This is a genomic window from Mammaliicoccus sp. P-M59 (assembly GCF_022386135.1).
Taxonomy (GTDB): Bacteria; Bacillota; Bacilli; order Staphylococcales; family Staphylococcaceae; genus Mammaliicoccus; species Mammaliicoccus sciuri_A.
In genome coordinates, this window is sequence record NZ_JAJNJJ010000002.1 from 82,687 (window position 1) to 99,101 (window position 16,415).

Annotated in this window: 12 protein-coding genes and 1 pseudogene; 7 read left to right on the top strand and 6 right to left on the bottom strand. The window is 34.3% G+C overall.

Annotated features, from left to right (window positions below; genetic code table 11):
* Positions 1-83 precede the first annotated feature (83 nt).
* The 4 genes from LQ617_RS05490 to dcuS form a co-directional block, all read right to left on the bottom strand.
* Positions 84-1,265 carry an NAD(P)-dependent malic enzyme gene (locus LQ617_RS05490; protein ID WP_037589142.1) on the bottom strand — a complete coding sequence of 394 codons (1,182 nt, stop codon included), beginning with the start codon at positions 1,263-1,265 and terminating at the stop codon, positions 84-86.
* Between the two features lie 27 nt (positions 1,266-1,292).
* On the bottom strand, positions 1,293-2,636 hold the full coding sequence (locus LQ617_RS05495) for a 2-hydroxycarboxylate transporter family protein (protein WP_239739847.1): 1,344 nt from the start codon (positions 2,634-2,636) through the stop codon (positions 1,293-1,295).
* Between the two features lie 135 nt (positions 2,637-2,771).
* Entirely contained in the window at positions 2,772-3,485 is a 714-nt protein-coding gene (locus LQ617_RS05500; RefSeq protein WP_239739849.1) for a response regulator, read from the bottom strand.
* Positions 3,479-5,086: a DcuS/MalK family sensor histidine kinase gene (gene dcuS, locus LQ617_RS05505; protein ID WP_239739851.1), complete on the bottom strand. Its 1,608-nt coding sequence runs from the start codon at positions 5,084-5,086 to the stop codon at positions 3,479-3,481. Before dcuS ends, LQ617_RS05500 begins: the two co-directional genes overlap by 7 nt.
* 196 nt (positions 5,087-5,282) lie before the next feature.
* Here dcuS and LQ617_RS05510 point away from each other — a divergent pair, with 196 nt between their 5' ends.
* The 3 genes and pseudogenes from LQ617_RS05510 to LQ617_RS05520 all read left to right on the top strand — a co-directional run bounded on the left by LQ617_RS05510 (position 5,283) and on the right by LQ617_RS05520 (position 8,969).
* Positions 5,283-5,675, top strand: a complete 393-nt coding sequence (locus tag LQ617_RS05510) for a (deoxy)nucleoside triphosphate pyrophosphohydrolase (RefSeq protein WP_037589136.1) — start codon at positions 5,283-5,285, stop codon at positions 5,673-5,675.
* A gap of 2 nt (positions 5,676-5,677) precedes the next feature.
* A pseudogene (locus LQ617_RS05515) lies at positions 5,678-8,560 on the top strand (DEAD/DEAH box helicase).
* 298 nt (positions 8,561-8,858) lie between these two features.
* Positions 8,859-8,969 (top strand): putative holin-like toxin, encoded by a 111-nt coding sequence (locus LQ617_RS05520; RefSeq protein WP_126477406.1) that lies wholly within the window; start codon positions 8,859-8,861, stop codon positions 8,967-8,969.
* A 537-nt stretch (positions 8,970-9,506) separates the two neighbouring features.
* Here the strand turns inward: LQ617_RS05520 and LQ617_RS05525 are convergent.
* A complete protein-coding gene (locus LQ617_RS05525; RefSeq protein WP_037589134.1) occupies positions 9,507-10,418 on the bottom strand; it encodes a LysR family transcriptional regulator in 912 nt (303 codons plus the stop codon).
* 182 nt (positions 10,419-10,600) lie between these two features.
* Between LQ617_RS05525 and LQ617_RS05530 the strand changes: the two genes are divergently transcribed.
* The 4 genes from LQ617_RS05530 to LQ617_RS05545 all read left to right on the top strand — a co-directional run bounded on the left by LQ617_RS05530 (position 10,601) and on the right by LQ617_RS05545 (position 14,508).
* A complete protein-coding gene (locus tag LQ617_RS05530; RefSeq protein ID WP_126477411.1) occupies positions 10,601-11,920 on the top strand; it encodes a GntP family permease in 1,320 nt (439 codons plus the stop codon).
* Positions 11,921-11,937: 17 nt separating this feature from the next.
* On the top strand, positions 11,938-12,693 hold the full coding sequence (locus LQ617_RS05535) for an SDR family NAD(P)-dependent oxidoreductase (protein WP_037589131.1): 756 nt from the start codon (positions 11,938-11,940) through the stop codon (positions 12,691-12,693).
* A gap of 36 nt (positions 12,694-12,729) precedes the next feature.
* Positions 12,730-13,152, top strand: a complete 423-nt coding sequence (locus tag LQ617_RS05540) for a lipocalin-like domain-containing protein (RefSeq protein WP_037589130.1) — start codon at positions 12,730-12,732, stop codon at positions 13,150-13,152.
* A gap of 942 nt (positions 13,153-14,094) precedes the next feature.
* Positions 14,095-14,508 carry a DUF7679 family protein gene (locus tag LQ617_RS05545; RefSeq protein ID WP_481816971.1) on the top strand — a complete coding sequence of 138 codons (414 nt, stop codon included), beginning with the start codon at positions 14,095-14,097 and terminating at the stop codon, positions 14,506-14,508.
* Between the two features lie 45 nt (positions 14,509-14,553).
* Here the strand turns inward: LQ617_RS05545 and LQ617_RS05550 are convergent, their stop codons facing one another.
* Entirely contained in the window at positions 14,554-16,371 is a 1,818-nt protein-coding gene (locus LQ617_RS05550) for a solute:sodium symporter family transporter (RefSeq protein ID WP_239739854.1), read from the bottom strand.
* Between the last annotated feature and the right edge of the window lie 44 nt (positions 16,372-16,415).

Here is a 16,415-nt window from a genome sequence, read left to right on the forward strand (position 1 = left end):
ATCACTCCTTTATCATGCTATCAAAGATATAATAACACAAAAAGAACACCACATATAGACGGACTATACGTGGCGTTTATACCTTACACCAACACTTCTGTTTTATTTTCTACGCATTGTTGGACTGATGCTGCTACTTGATCGACGACTCTTTTTTCTAATGAATTTGGTATGACATAATTCGCATTGAGTTCGTCTTTATGAATGGTTGCTGCTATGGCTTTTGCTGCTGCTATTTTCATTTCAGTTGTGATATGTTGTGTCTTGGCATCTAATACACCTCTAAATATACCCGGGAATGCTAACAGATTATTAATTTGATTTGGATAGTCTGAACGACCTGTTCCAACGATTGCTGCACCTGCTTCATATGCTTCTTCCGGATATATTTCTGGTGTTGGATTCGCTAATGCAAAGATAATTGGATCGTTGTTCATTGATTGAACATGTTCTTTTGATAAGGCTTTTGGACCAGATACGCCGATAAACACATCTGCATCTTTAATGACATCTTCTAAAGTTCCTTGGATATTATCAAGGTTTGTATATTCAGCAATTTCTCTTTGCGCATCATTCAACCATTCTTCTGATTTATTTAAGACGCCTTCTAGACTAACAAGCGTAATGTTTTGATAACCCGCTTCTAACAATAATTTCGCAATCGCAATACCTGCTGAACCTGCACCATTTATAATGATTTTCGCATCTTTTTCTGCTTTATCTACAACTTTAAGTGCATTGATCAGTGCTGCAAGTACGACGATTGCTGTTCCATGTTGATCGTCATGAAATACTGGTATATCTAATTCTTCTATTAAACGCTTCTCTATTTCAAAACAACGAGGTGCCGAAATATCTTCTAAATTGATACCTGAAAAATTAGGTTGTAACGCTTTAATGATTGAGATGATTTCTTCAGTATCTTTCGTGTCTAATGAAATTGGAAAAGCATCAACATTCGCAAGTTTTTTAAAGAGAATGCTCTTACCTTCCATAACAGGAATGGCCGCTTTTGGACCGATATCACCTAAACCTAGTACTGCTGTCCCATCTGTAATAACTGCAATCATATTGCCTCTTGCAGTCAATGTATTTACTTTTGTTTCATCTTCAGCAATTGCTCTACATACTGCCGAAACACCTGGTGTATAGACAACACTTAAGTCTTCTTCTGAAGTCACATCTACTTTGCTCGTGATTTCAATTTTACCTGCGCGTTCTTGATGTAAATTTATAGATTCACCGTATTCATTACTTTCAGTCATTTTTAATTACTCCTTATTTATTTATATTTAGCTTAATAATTTTAATAAAAGTGATGCTAAGATTACGGTAGATACACCACCGATTCTAGTAGCCACTTGTGCAAACGGCATTAATGCCATACGTTTAGATGCTGATAATATCGCAACATCTCCTGTACCACCTAATCCACTATGACAACCTGTTACGATTGCTGCATCAACAGGATACATCTTCATTAATTTTCCTACGAAATAACCAGATAACATCATGACGAAAACAACTGACGCACATACGATAACGTATGCTGGTGTTACAATCTTCACAACGTCTTCTAATGGAATATATAGCATACCGAGACCGACCATTAACGGCCAAGTTAAACTTGTTGATATAAATTTGTATAAATTATGTGCTCCGTCTTCCATTTTGTGTGGCATCACTTTAAGACACTTAATTAATGTTGCAAATAAAATCATAATAACCGGTCCTGGGACACCAATGAATTTCTGACCAAGCGTACCCACAATAAAGAATGTACAAGCAATGAGTAAACCTGCACCCATTAGTGAGAAATCAATGACTTTCTCTTTCTCTTCATGAACTTCATTACCATCTTCAGACTTTACTAACTTCCCATTTCCTGAAAGATGTTTTTTCTTTTCACCTAAACGCATCATAAGTCCCGCACTAACAACTGCAAAAATATTCCCAATAACAGCTGCTGGAATCATTTGTGATACGAATGATTCTGCTGATCCACCTAAAATAGATGAATATGCAATAGATAATGGAAGTATCCCTTCACCAATACCGCCACCGATAATTGGTACAACGATATAGAAGAAAGTATGTTGTAAATCATATCCAAACAATAATCCAACTAACATTCCTGCTACGACAGCTAATACTGTACCCACTATTAAAGGTACAAACATGCGTGTGAAACCTTGAATTAACATTTTTCTATTCATGCCTAAAATACTGCCGACTACTAAACAAGAAATATAGAAATACAAGAAATTAGACGTCTTCATCAAAGTCGTAACGGCTTCCATTGAAGATGTATTAATCACATTTAAAAATACTAAAATAGAAGGTACAAGCAATGCTAATATAGCCGGACCACCTATTTCTATTAATATAGGAATTCTCTGCCCTAAATCACCGAGCAACATTCCTAAAATCATGATGACAGCAAATCCACCAATCATATCTGCTGGTAATGTATTGTATACAGATGCTGTTAATATAATCGCAGCTAAGACAATGTATAACGGTAATGGTAATACACCAACTTTAGCTTTCATTAATTTTTCCCATAAGCTTTTTATATTATTTTGGATAGGTAACTCACTCTCGGTAACCGCTTCCAAATTGGTCTTCGTATTCATTTTTATCCCCCTTAATTGATATAAACTCATTTTATGAAAACGCAACCAAAAATTATAGCTTATGAAATTTTAATTATCTTTTTGTAATTAAAAAAACCAAACGAACCGAATCGTTTGGTTTTTTATTGAGATATATCATGACATATATCCTTGTAAATATTTTAAGTTGTCTTTGTTTAACTTGTAGAAGTATATCGGTCGGCCAATACCATATGTTAAAGACTCTTCCAGCACTTCAATATCGGTTAAGAATTTTAAATATTTTCTTACAGATACTCTTGAAATATTAACTGCTTTAGAAATATCATCTGTTGAAAATGCATGTTCTTCAAAGTCATTCATCTTCTCAATGATGCTTTGTAATGTTTCTTTTGTAACGCCTTTTGGCAATTTCAGTTCTGAATCATCTGTAACAACTTGTTTATTCAAGAACTCTGCGTCAATATCTGCTTGTTTAATTTGCTGATTGCCTTTAAAGAAAGTCTGTCCTTGTTTGTATTTAAGTAAAGACTGCTTAAATCGTTCAAATTCAAATGGTTTAATTAAATAATCTACTGCACCATATCTGAAGGCTGTCTGAATATCTTCAGCATCTGTAGCAGCTGTTATCAATATCGCATCTACTTGATAACCTTGCTCTCTTACATATTTCAAAAAAGTTAAGCCATTTTCTTCTGGCATGTATATATCTAACAATAATAAATCGATTGTCTTTGACTGAATGACTTCCATTGCTTCTGTTACATTCTGTGCAAAATCAACTAACGCTCCAGGATCTACTTTTTCTATAAATTGACGATTGATTTGCGCAACCATTGGGTCATCTTCAACTATAAGTATATTTAACATTTATCTTCGTCCTTTTTCGGATAGTTTATAACAACTGAGAACTGTACATTTCCTGCTTCATGCGCATTGATTGATATTTGACCATCAAGCTTTTCAACACTTTGTTGAACAAGGTGTAAACCATACCCTCTATTCTCTCCTTTAGAAGAAAAGCCTTTTTCAAATATATGTTCATCTAGTTCATGACTTAGACCTACGCCTGAATCTATCACATCAATCATTAATTGATCCTGTTTATAGTTCAAGTGTACGTCAATTGTTTTCTTTTTAAGTGATGATGATACTAATGAGTCTATACTATTATCTATTAAATTACCGATAATGGTAATCACTTCATGTGTAATATGTGAATCTTTCGGTTCTGGTATCGTAGCATGATTCACAATAGAAAGCTTGATTTGTTGTTCGCGTGCCAGACTAAGCTTACCAATTAAGAATCCAGCTAGTGCAGCATCTTTAACTTTCGATGTGATATCTCCACTTTCTTGACTACCGAGTTCTACAATTTCACGTATGTACTGTTTTAAATCATCGTAATGTTCCATCTGCAACATACCAGAAATCACATGCAATCTATTACTAAATTCATGTGATTGGGCTCTTAACGTATCTGCATACGTCCGAACACCTACCAACTGCTCTGATAATTTATGCACTTCTGTCTTATCTCTAAACGTTGATATCGCACCTACAATGTCATTATTCACGATTAATGGTACTCTATTAACCAATATCTTTACGCCATTAATATCTTGCTCTTTATCAAGTTCAGGCTTTCCAAACTCAACAATCTTAGGCAATTGCGTCGAAGCCATATAATCATTAATTGGCATACCTATAGGATCTCCTTTAAGACCTGCTTTCTTAAAAATATCCATTGCAGACTTATTGACCAGATTAATTTTACCTTCTTTATCAACTGCTACAATCCCTTCATGAACAGACTGTAACATCGTATTACGTTCACCTAGAATTTTCGCGATGTGAGAAGGTTCAAGTCCTAACAAAATACGCTTAATATAAATCGATAATAAATACGCACCGATAGCACCGACAATTAAACCAATTACAGATCCAATAATAATTTTCTTATTACCATCCGCCAAAGCCTCGTATACCGTCTGCATAGGCACACCAACCGATACCGCACCCACTTGTTTACCATCAGCATATATAGGTGTAAAAGCACGCATCGTTAAACCAAGCGTACCTCTTGCAATAGACGTACCAGGTTTACCATGTAAGACGTCCCCTTCATCGCCACCTTTAAAATGCTTACCAATCAACTTCTCATTCGGATGAGACTTTCTAATGCCATTCATATCCATGACAACAATAAAACTCACGTCCGTTGTTTTTTGAATCTTAGACGTATAATCTTGAATTTTATGATCATCGCTATCCTCAGCCAAAGACTTCTGCACAACCTCAGAACCCGCAATCGCCTTACCAATAACCTCCGCCTTCTCCTTTGTCGTACTATGAATCGTATCCTTAATCGTATTACTGATCAATAAACACGTAATTAATAAAGAAAATAACACCACAATACAAACCACAATAATCACAAGCGTACTCAACCTTAATCTTTGCTTCTTCAAAACATAACCGCCTTTAGTAAACATTACAAATGTTATTAATTATTAAGAATATATCATATTCTTAGTTTTCATATAATAAATCATTGGAAATTATCTAAAGTTGAATTTTTATGGATCGTAATTTTACATTTTATTAACCTTGAGAACAATTTTTGATAAAATATAGACAAATATCATAATTTTTGGAGGTAATATTTTGAAAAAACAAATCGAAGTTGTAGGTGCAATTATCTTTAATGATGATAAGGTACTTTGTGCACAAAGAAATGAAAATATGAGTTTACCTCTTATGTGGGAATTCCCTGGTGGTAAAATAGAAAAAGGTGAATCTGAAATAGAAGCTTTAAAACGTGAGATCAGTGAAGAGATGTTATGTGATCTTGAAGTTGGTGATAAAGTTACTTCTACTTCTTATGAATATGACTTTGGAATTGTTAACCTTCATACATATAAATGTAAATTGAAAGAGAAAATGCCTACACTTACTGAACATAAAAATATTCAATGGCTTGATGTTAAAGATCTTGAAACTTTAGAATGGGCACCAGCCGATATACCTGCTGTCAAAATCATTGTAGATGAGGTATAAATATGAACAATTTATTAGAAGACTTTAATCAGTCGCTACACAAAGGGTTTATAGATCGTACAATTTCACATAAAGGTAATTTCATGCCGAAATTGTTGGTTAATAATAATGAAGAAAATGTGCTTTCAACTATTATTAATGAACTACATAAATGTAAGACATTCACGATTTCAGTCGCTTTTATCACAGAAGGTGGATTAGCAAGTTTAAAATCGCATCTATATGATTTAGAAAAAAAAGGTGTTCGAGGTAAAATTATTACTTCGAATTATTTGGGGTTCAATACGCCTAAAATGTATAAAGAATTATTAAAGCTTAAAAATGTAGATGTAAAATTAACTGGTGTTAGTGGATTTCACGCTAAAGGATATGTATTTGACCATGAACATTATTCATCCATGATTGTCGGAAGTTCTAATTTAACTTCTAACGCTTTAAAAGTTAACTACGAACATAATATCTTACTTTCTACTCAAAAGAATGGGGATCTCGTTTATAATGTTAAAGCTCAATTTGATGAACTATGGCATAATAGTACGCCTCTTTCTGATGAATGGATTCAAGATTATGAGAAGACATATGACGCGCGTAATTTAAAAGAAGCCTATCGCATTACCGAGCAACAAAATGAAATCCAAAGAAATATTGATGAAGCAGTTAGAATCGAACCTAACATTATGCAAAAAGAAGCATTACATTCATTAACTGAACTCAGAAAAGAGCATAAAGATAAAGCACTGATTATTTCAGCTACTGGTACAGGAAAAACAATTCTCTCTGCATTAGATGTGAGAAGTTACAATCCTAATCAATTTCTTTTTATCGTTCATAATGAAGGCATTTTAAAAAGAGCCATTCAATAATTCAAAAAAGTACTGCCATTCGCACAAGATGAGGACTTTGGCTTACTAACTGGAAAGCAAAAGCATACTAACGCTAAATATTTATTTGCAACGATTCAAACATTATCTAAAGAAGATGTTTTTAGGCAGTTTGATGAAAAATACTTTGATTATATCGTTTATGATGAAGCACATCGATCTGCTGCCTCATCATATCAAAAGGTATTCAATTACTTTACACCTGATTTTGTACTCGGGATGACCGCAACACCTGAAAGAACCGATAATTTAAATATATTTGAAATGTTCGATTACAACATTGCTTATGAAATTAGGTTACAAAAAGCGCTGGAAAGTGAAATACTATGCCCGTTCCATTATTTCGGTGTTACAGACTATGTTCATAATGGGCAATCTACAGATGATTTCAGTAGTTTAGCAGATTTAACTTCTGATGAAAGAGTTAAACATATTCTAGAAAAGACACAATACTATGGCTATTCTGGTGATACGCTTAGAGGACTTATTTTCGTAAGTAGAAAAGACGAAGCATGGGAACTCGCTAAAAAATTAACAGCTCTTAACGTACCTTCGCTTGCATTAACTGGTGAAGATAATATGGATAAACGACAAGAAGCAATCGAACAACTAAAATCAGGAGAAATCAATTACATTATTACCGTTAACTTATTTAACGAAGGTATTGATATTGCACCTGTAAATCAGATTGTCATGTTAAGGGAAACAGAATCAAGTATTATCTTTATTCAGCAGCTTGGTAGAGGTTTAAGAAAAGCGGAAAGCAAAGAATATTTAACGGTTATTGATTTCATAGGTAACTATAAGAAAAACTACCTCATTCCAGTCGCATTATCTGGTGATCAATCACAAAATAAAGATAATTACAGAAGATTTATAGCGGATAATACTGCATTAACAGGTGTTTCTACTATCAATTTTGAAGAAGTAGCTAAGAAACAAATATATGATTCACTGAAACAAGTCAATTTGAGTTCAGCAGCTCACATTAAACAGGCTTTTAATGAAGTTGAACAAAGAATTGGTCGAACGCCATTATTAATGGATTTCATTAGACAGAATTCTATAGAACCTAGCGTGATATATTCTAGTGATAGTACTTATAATAACTATCATGAATTCCTCGTCAGATTTAAGAAAATTGAAGACACATTAACTAAAAATGAAAGTCTCAACTTAACATTCTTGTCTCGAGAAATCGCACCAGGCTTAAAAAACGTTGATTATACAATTTTAGAAGCTATTATGAGAAGACCTCATAAAATACATGAGCTACTACCAATCGCACAACAAATTGATTCAAACGTTACAAACGATGACATTCAAACAACCTTAAAAATTTTAGACCATCGTTTCTTTAGCGTTACAATAAACAAAACGTATGGTAACCCTATTATCAACATAATCGATGATGAAGTTAGACTGACTGATACATTTTCAGCAGCACTAGAAAAAACAGAGTTCAAAACATACGTTGATGACATTATCGAATTAGCTAAATACAATAATATGGTTCATCACGGTAGCCAAAACGGCCTACTACTGTATAACAAATATACAAGAAAAGACTTCGTTAAATTACTAAACTGGAAATCTGATGAGTCTGGAACAATTAACGGCTATAAATTCGGAAATAATACTTTACCAATTTTCATTACATATCATAAACAAGATGATATCAGTGATAATACAAAGTACGAAGATGAATTCCTAAGCCCTGACGAACTCAAATGGTTTACAAGAAGTAATCGTACATTAGAATCAAAGGAAGTCCAAAAAATCCTAGCACATCAAGAAAATAATATAGACATGTATATCTTTGTAAAGAAAGAAGACGTGGCAGACGGGAAAGAATTTTATTACCTGGGAAAAGCCCACTACAATAAAGATTCAGCAGAACAAACAATCATGCCAAACGCTAAACAACAAAATATCGTCACAATGACATTATCTATGGAATCACCTGTAAAAGACGAAATATATAGATATATCATAGAGGCGTAGGAAAAAGTCTAGGACATTAATGTTCTGGACTTTTCTATAGTATGAACCACTTTCATTGTTAATCACCCGCTTCTTGTACTTTAACTAAATTATATTAAACACTCTTTCATTTGTGCTATGAGTATTAAATTATTACAAAAAAACAACCATTCCCAACTATTAATCAAGTTTACGGAATGATTGAAATTATCTTTATTTTAATATAAGCAAGTTCAAGTGATAGTGATTAACTCTTAGTATTAAATAACTTAACGCTTATGAAAGTATCTACAAAATCTTTAGAAAGGAGCAGCCTTTTGTGATTCCAATTGTCGATGCAATTAGGCTGATAATGGATTTCGGTACTTTTATCGTTGTTATCTTAATCGGCTTAGTCATTACAATTGTGAAGTTAAACTCTAAAAAGTAACCACCTCTAACTTTGACAGGTTAAATGGTTACTTTTTAATCAACAAAATAACCACCATCTCTCGAACCTGCTCACTGGCAAACGTGTTTCACCACGTCGCTATTTTATAATTAAATTATACAATAACCCGTAATATTATGTCTATAACAATCAAAAATTATGTTACAAATACTGGTAATTTGGTATAATATAACAGAGCAAGTTGGATTGATAGTGGCTAATCTCTATTTAAGGGGTGATGCCTATGATGTTGGTTTTTGCTCCTGGAAAGGAGTAGAATGACTGATTATGAAATTCTAATGGTTGTCATATCAATCATTGGTTTAATATTAATTAGCAACAATCAAAAAAAGTAACCATTCCAACTTTTGACGGAGTTCTGGAATGATTACTTATTATTGTTCTAAATACTATGGTCACCGTCTTTCGAACGGGCTCATTGGGCAACGTGTTCCACCACGTTGTCCTTTTTCATTTACATAATATCATAATTTGGTATATTTTGTCTATTTTATATGTTCTTTGATTTCTTAACACCTATCTCTCTTTAAATCGCATTATTGCTAAATTTAAAAAGACACTTGCTGCTTTTGAGATATCATAATGTTTATTATATGCAATTGCTACTGTGTTCTTATAAACGAACTCATTTAATTTGAAGTACTTTACGTTTTGATGTGATGATTTCATTTTCACACTTGCTGGCACGACTGTTATGCCTAATCCTTCGTTTACTAAGTAAAGTGCATTATCTACATTAATTGTTTCTACTATTGTTTGTGGCTTCAAATCATGATCTTCAAAAAATGTATCTGTCACTCTGCGTAATGTCATATTGTTCTTAAGCAGTATAAATTTTTCTCGATTCAATTTGTTAATCGCAAATGGTAGTTTATGTTCTGAAGATTGTATATATTTCGCTAATGGATTCTGGTCTGGAATGGCTAAATACAATGCTTCTGTATATAACGTCTCGTAGTCTATTTCTTCATTATTGATTGGTAATATGGTAATGCAAATATCTATTTTATGTTCTGCAAGTAGCACTTCTATTTGATTCGCGCTGTCTTCTATTAATTCAACTTCGATACCTGGATAGTTCTTTATAAATTCAGGCAAAATATTATATAAAGTATGTGATGCTAGAAATGGGTTTACCCCTATTTTTAAGCGTCCTTTTTCTAAATTGGCGATTTCTTGTAATTCATAAGCCATTTTTTGAGAGATATTCTCCATTTCTTCTGCATAAGCTAAATAACGTTCTCCTGCGTAAGTTAATGTTAAAGGATTACTTTCTCTATCAATGAGTTTAACCCCTACTTCTGATTCTATATCTTTCAAAAATTTACTTAAATAAGGTTGTGAAACGTATAAATGTTTAGCTGCATGCGAAATGTTTCCAAATCTCACAATAGCCTCTAAATATGATTTAGCATGTAATTTGTTCATAGGTTCATGTCCCCTTTATGTCTATCTTTATAAGCGTAACCCCTTATGATACTTGCTTTCATACACCTCTATAACTAATTAGTTATCACGCTAATAACTAAACAAGTCTTTTACTTTAGGCGATTTCAGGCGAATAATAGTATATGTAATCACATAAATCGTAATTGTTATAGGGGGATTTTATGGAAACAATAGGTACGATTGGCATCATTATAGGTATCCTCTTCATTATTTATTTATCAATGAAAGGTTATTCTATTTTGGTTATAGGGCCAATAGCTTCAATCATTGTTATTCTAACAAATGGCTTACCGTTCTTTAATTCTTTAGTCGGTACTGAAGAATCGTATATGACTGGTCTCGCCGGTTTTATTATTAGTTTCTTTGGTGTATTCATTCTAGGTTCACTACTTGCGAAGTATATGGACCAAAGTGGTGCAGCACAATCTATCGCTGAAAAAATCATTAGCAAAGTTGGTACAAACAATCCTTATTCTATATTAGTAGCAATCTTCTTAATTACTGCTATTTTAACATATGGTGGCATTAGCCTGTTTGTTGTTGTCTTTGTTATTGTGCCTTTAGCTAAACCATTATTCAAGCAATTAAATATCGCTTGGAACTTAATTGGTATTCCAATCATGTTAGGTTTAGGTACGTTCACGATGACGATGCTCCCTGGTACACCGTCAGTACAAAACGTTGTCCCTACTAAATATTTAGGTACAACATTAACAGCGGCACCTTTATTAGGTATTATCGGTGCAGTTGTCGCAATAGTATTTGGGTTATGGTATATGAAATATGCATTAAATAAAAGTCTTAAAAAAGGTGAAACATTCGATGACTTTAATGTCGAACAAGACGATTCTGATCAATCTAAAAATAAAACACCGAACTTTTATTTAAGTATTTTACCAATTATCGTGTTAATAGTAATTAATATTGTGGGTAGTATATTAAGAGTAGACAATGTTATTCTGATTGGTTTAGCAGTGTCCATTATCTTATCAGCTATACTATTTTATCAATATATTCCTAAACAAAAAGCAATTATTAATGATGGTGCAGTAAGTTCTATCTTACCAATGTTCTTAACCGCTTCAGCTATCGCATTTGGTACTGTTGTCACTTTAGCACCAGGATTTGATGGTATTAAGACTTTCATCTTAAATATACCAGGTAATCCATTAATTAGTTTATCTATCGCATCTGCATTATTTGGTGTGATAACAGGATCTGCATCTGGTTCACTAGGTATCGTGATGCAAGCATTCGGTAAACAATATGTTGATATGGGACTCGATCCAGATGCTATTCACAGAGTAGCTACAATGTCTTCATCAATATTCACAGTTATGCCTCACACAGGCGTTGTATTAACATTCTTCGCTTTAACAGGCTTAACACATAAAAACGGCTTTAAATATTTATTCATTACGAACACAGGTGCAAACTTACTCGCACTTATCGTTGTTATTTTAGCATCAATTATTCTATAAAATTCAGGAGGTTTTACATTATGAGAAACGTAATCGTAACAGGATCAGGACAAGGTATTGGATATGCAATCGCACAAGCTTTTGATAAAGAAGGTGACCGTGTATTTATTTTTGATATGAGTAAAGAAGTAGCGGATAAAGCAGCACAATCTTTAAACAACGGTGTGGCTTATCAAGTAGACGTAACAGATGAACCAACTATTGAAAAATCAATTAAAGAAATCACTGAACAATATGGTCCAATAGATGTACTTGTTAACAATGCAGGTATTCAATTTATTTCTAAAGTAGAAGACTTCCCATTAGAAAAATGGAACCAAGTTATCGGTGTTATTCAAACAGGTACATTCTTAATGACTAAACACGTATTACCAAGCATGAAACAACAGAAAAAAGGTCGTATCGTTACAATTTCATCAGCACATGGTGAAATGGCAGACCCATTTAAATCAGCTTACGTTGCTTCTAAATTCGCTCAAATTGGATTTGCTAAAACAGTCGCACTTGAAGTTGTAGCAGATGGAATTACTTCAAACGCTGTATTACCAGGACCAGTTCGTACTGCTTTAATTGAAAATCAACTTGCACACTTAGCAGAACAAGACAATTCTACTGAACAAGAAGCAATGGAAAAATACATTACAGGTAAAATGCCAATGAACCGTTTATTAGAACCATCAGAAATTGCAGATACTGTCATATTCTTAGCATCAGATGGTGCTTCAGCAATTACTGGTGAAACAATCAGTGTATCAGGCGGTTCTAACGCATAATTTATAAACAAACAAATTATCTAAGGAAGTGTTCAAATGGCTAATTTAAAAGATCAATTAATCGGAACTTGGAAATTAGTAAGATATCAAGATGAAACTGAAAACGGAGAAATCTTTTTCCCATTAGGTAAAGATGCAACAGGATTTATCATGTATAACCCAGACGGCTATATGTCAGCACAATTAATGCAACAAGGCCGTCCAGCATATGAATCAGGAGATTTACACACAGGTACTCAAGATGAAATGGCTACAGCAGCACACGGATACGTAGCATACTCAGGTAAATTTGAATTAGATGAAGAAAATTCTACAGTGTACCACACAATGGAAGTAAGTATGAACCCAACATGGTTAGGAGAAACACAACCAAGAATCTTCACATTAGAAGGCGATACACTAAGTATCATAAACGGTAACGTTCCCAACCAAAAACTCGTTTGGGAACGTGTGAAATAATTAAATAATAATGATGAGAAAACCGGGACTAGCATGGAAGTCCCGGTTTTTTTCTGTTTTGAGATGGGAGGATGGGGCTGGAAGGCGGAGTGCCTGGTAGATCTTTTGGGGAGGCTGATGGATCTGGGGAGGATTGGCGGGTTGGCGGATGGAATTAGGAAAAGTGAGCGCTATGTTGCTAGATTGGGGTGTCTTGCAACATACGGAGGTTCTATGTTGCTTGTTTAGGGTGTCTTGCAACATACGGAGGTTCTATGTTGCTTGTTTGGGGTGTCTTGCAACATACGGAGGTTCTATGTTGCTTGTTTAGGGAGTCTTGCAACATACGTAGGCTCTATGTTGCTTGTTTAGGGAGTCTTGCAATATACGGAGCGGCTATTTATCTTGTTTGGCCAGTCTTGATAAATACAAGCCCGCTATTTATCTTGTTTAGGTAGTCTTGATAAATACAAGCCCGCTATTTATCTTGTTTAGGTAGTCTTGATAAATACAAGCCCACTATTTATCTTGTTTGGGGTGTCTTGATAAATATAAGGTCCTGAACATTGCTAGTTGCACCTCACTTGCAATATTCAGCCTCCCAACATTGCTAGTCGCACCTCTCTTGCAATATTCAGACCTCCAACATTGCTTGTCGCACCTCTCTTGCAATATTCAGACCTTCAACATTGCTAGTCACACTCCACTTGCAATATTCAGACCTCCAACATTGCTAGTCACACTCCACTTGCAATATTCAGCCTCCCAACATTGCTTGTCGCACCCCACTTGCAATATTCAGACCTCCAACATTGCTAGTCGCACTCCACTTGCAATATTCAGACCTCCAACACCCCCATTCCGGCCTGCCCACCTTACATTCTCGTTAGACCTTCCATACATTTCTATTGTATAATTATGGTATTAATTTTCGCTCGGAGGTAATTTTCATCTGTGTCTAAAATGTATTTTTATGTAAAAGTTAAGCGCTTGGATGGACGTGTTCTGAACTATCAATTGCCTAATGATTTACAGGAAGCGATGCGTATATATCGAAAAGAAAATCCGAAGACTTGGACTAAGATGTTCAAACATGCTTTAATCAACATTCCTTTAGAACCATATAGCGCAAAGAATCATTATCGACCATTAATTGGTGTCGGCTTAATTAAAAATGTATTCTATCTTAATAAACCAAAAGCACTGCGAACAAGAGGTCAGTTTCTAACATTTGATAATTGGTCAAAGAAAGGTTGGAAACACTTTTGGAGAAGCTCTGCTTTTTTAAGACACGATCATAAATTGAAGTCTAAGATTAATATCATGTATCAATACTACCAATGGAAAAAATGGTATAAGAATAAGGCTAGGACATAATGTAATGTCCCAGCCTTATTCTGTTTATCAACCCACTATCTCCTATCATTTCACCGATTGTTCTAAGCTATTCGGTAAAACATTTCCTTGTTGTTCTATATTTAATTCTTCTTTGAGTTGTTTATTGTACTGCTGCTTTAGTGTTGATTCATATTTATGTGACCATTGTTTTAGACTGACGTAATACAGAACGCCCACTACTATGACGAGCGCTATGACCACTGGCCAAAACAATGGTGAAACGATATTCTCCTGTGAGGCTAATCCTATCGGTGAGAACAATACGAATGTAAAGATCATTGACCCAAATAAGACTACTGTCACTGGAATGGTATATTTCCATGGTGTCATATCTACTTTAGGATTTGGTTTGAATTGATAAGGTGTACTTAATGGCTTAATTGCTCCAATAACAATCATTAAAAGTACTTCAATGACAAACAATAATCCTTGTATGTAAATAAAGTTAATCGTCATCTCATAATGGAAAAACATCGGCAAGCCCCATATGAGTAAATAATAAACAATGACATGTGAAATAATCACGATTTTAGGTCCGATAGCTGGAATTCTTTTTGAAAATATACCTACCAGTACTATTGCGATGATAGGTATATTGAAGAATCCTGTAAATTGACGAATAATTGTCCATAAGCCTTGTGGTGCATTCATTAACATTGGCGAAATAAAGAAGGTGATAAGTGCCAAGATTACGCCGAACCATTGACTCACTCTGATCATTTGTCTATCAGTCGCTTCTTTATTGATGAGTACTTTATAAATATCATAAACAAACAATGTTGATGCACTATTGAGCAACGCATTGAAGCTTGAGAATACTGCACCTAATAGCACAGCTAAAAAGAAACCATTTAAAAATGTCGGAAAGACATCTTTTGTTAAAGTTGGATAAGCTAAATCCATATTCTTTAATCCTGAACCGTATAAATGATATGCGATAACGCCTGGTATCATCATTAAGAATGGTACAAGAATCTTAAGAAAGCCTGTAAATAACGCACCTTTTTGACCTTCTGCTAAACTTTTCGCACCGAGTGTTCTTTGAATCACATATTGATTCGTACCCCAGTAGAATAAATTAGCAAAAATCATACCTGTAAAAATCGAACCAAATGGCACGTCATCATGTTGTGACCCGATTGAATTAAGCTTTTCTGGATGTTCTGTAGCGATTGTCTTCATGCCAGCTAACATACTGCCATCGCCAAGTGCAATAAATCCAAGTATCGGTACCAGTACTCCGACAATCAACAAACCGATACCATTTAATGTATCCGAAATTGCAATTGCTTTTAACCCACCAAGAACAGCATACAGCATTCCGATAATACCGATCACCCAAACGATGATCCAGATTGATTGTTCATATGTAATGCCAAACATATTGGGTATATCAAAAATTTGTATCACAGCTAATGAGCCTGAATACAGTACTGAAGGAATGGTAATAAAACCATAACCCACCATAAATAACACGACAATTAATAGTCTCGTTTGATGGTCAAAACGCGTATTTATAAATTCAGGAAGCGTCGTAAAGGCGCCTCCTAAATATTTGGGTAATAGAATGGTTGCTAATATAATGACTGAAAATCCAGCTGTTACTTCCCATCCCATACTTGATAAGTTATTCTGATAACCTTGTCCGTTTAATCCTATTAATTGCTCAGCAGATAAATTGGTAAGAATTAAGGCACCTGCGATAAATCCACCCGTTAACCCTCTGCCACCTAAGAAAAATCCGCCAGAACTATTTACTGTATTCTTCGTCTTATAATAAGAATACCAAGCGACAATACCGATAAAGAATGCACATGAAACAAGTGTAAAAGCTACATACATATTGATGACCACCTCTTCAGAAGAATAACAGCTTTAACTGTTTT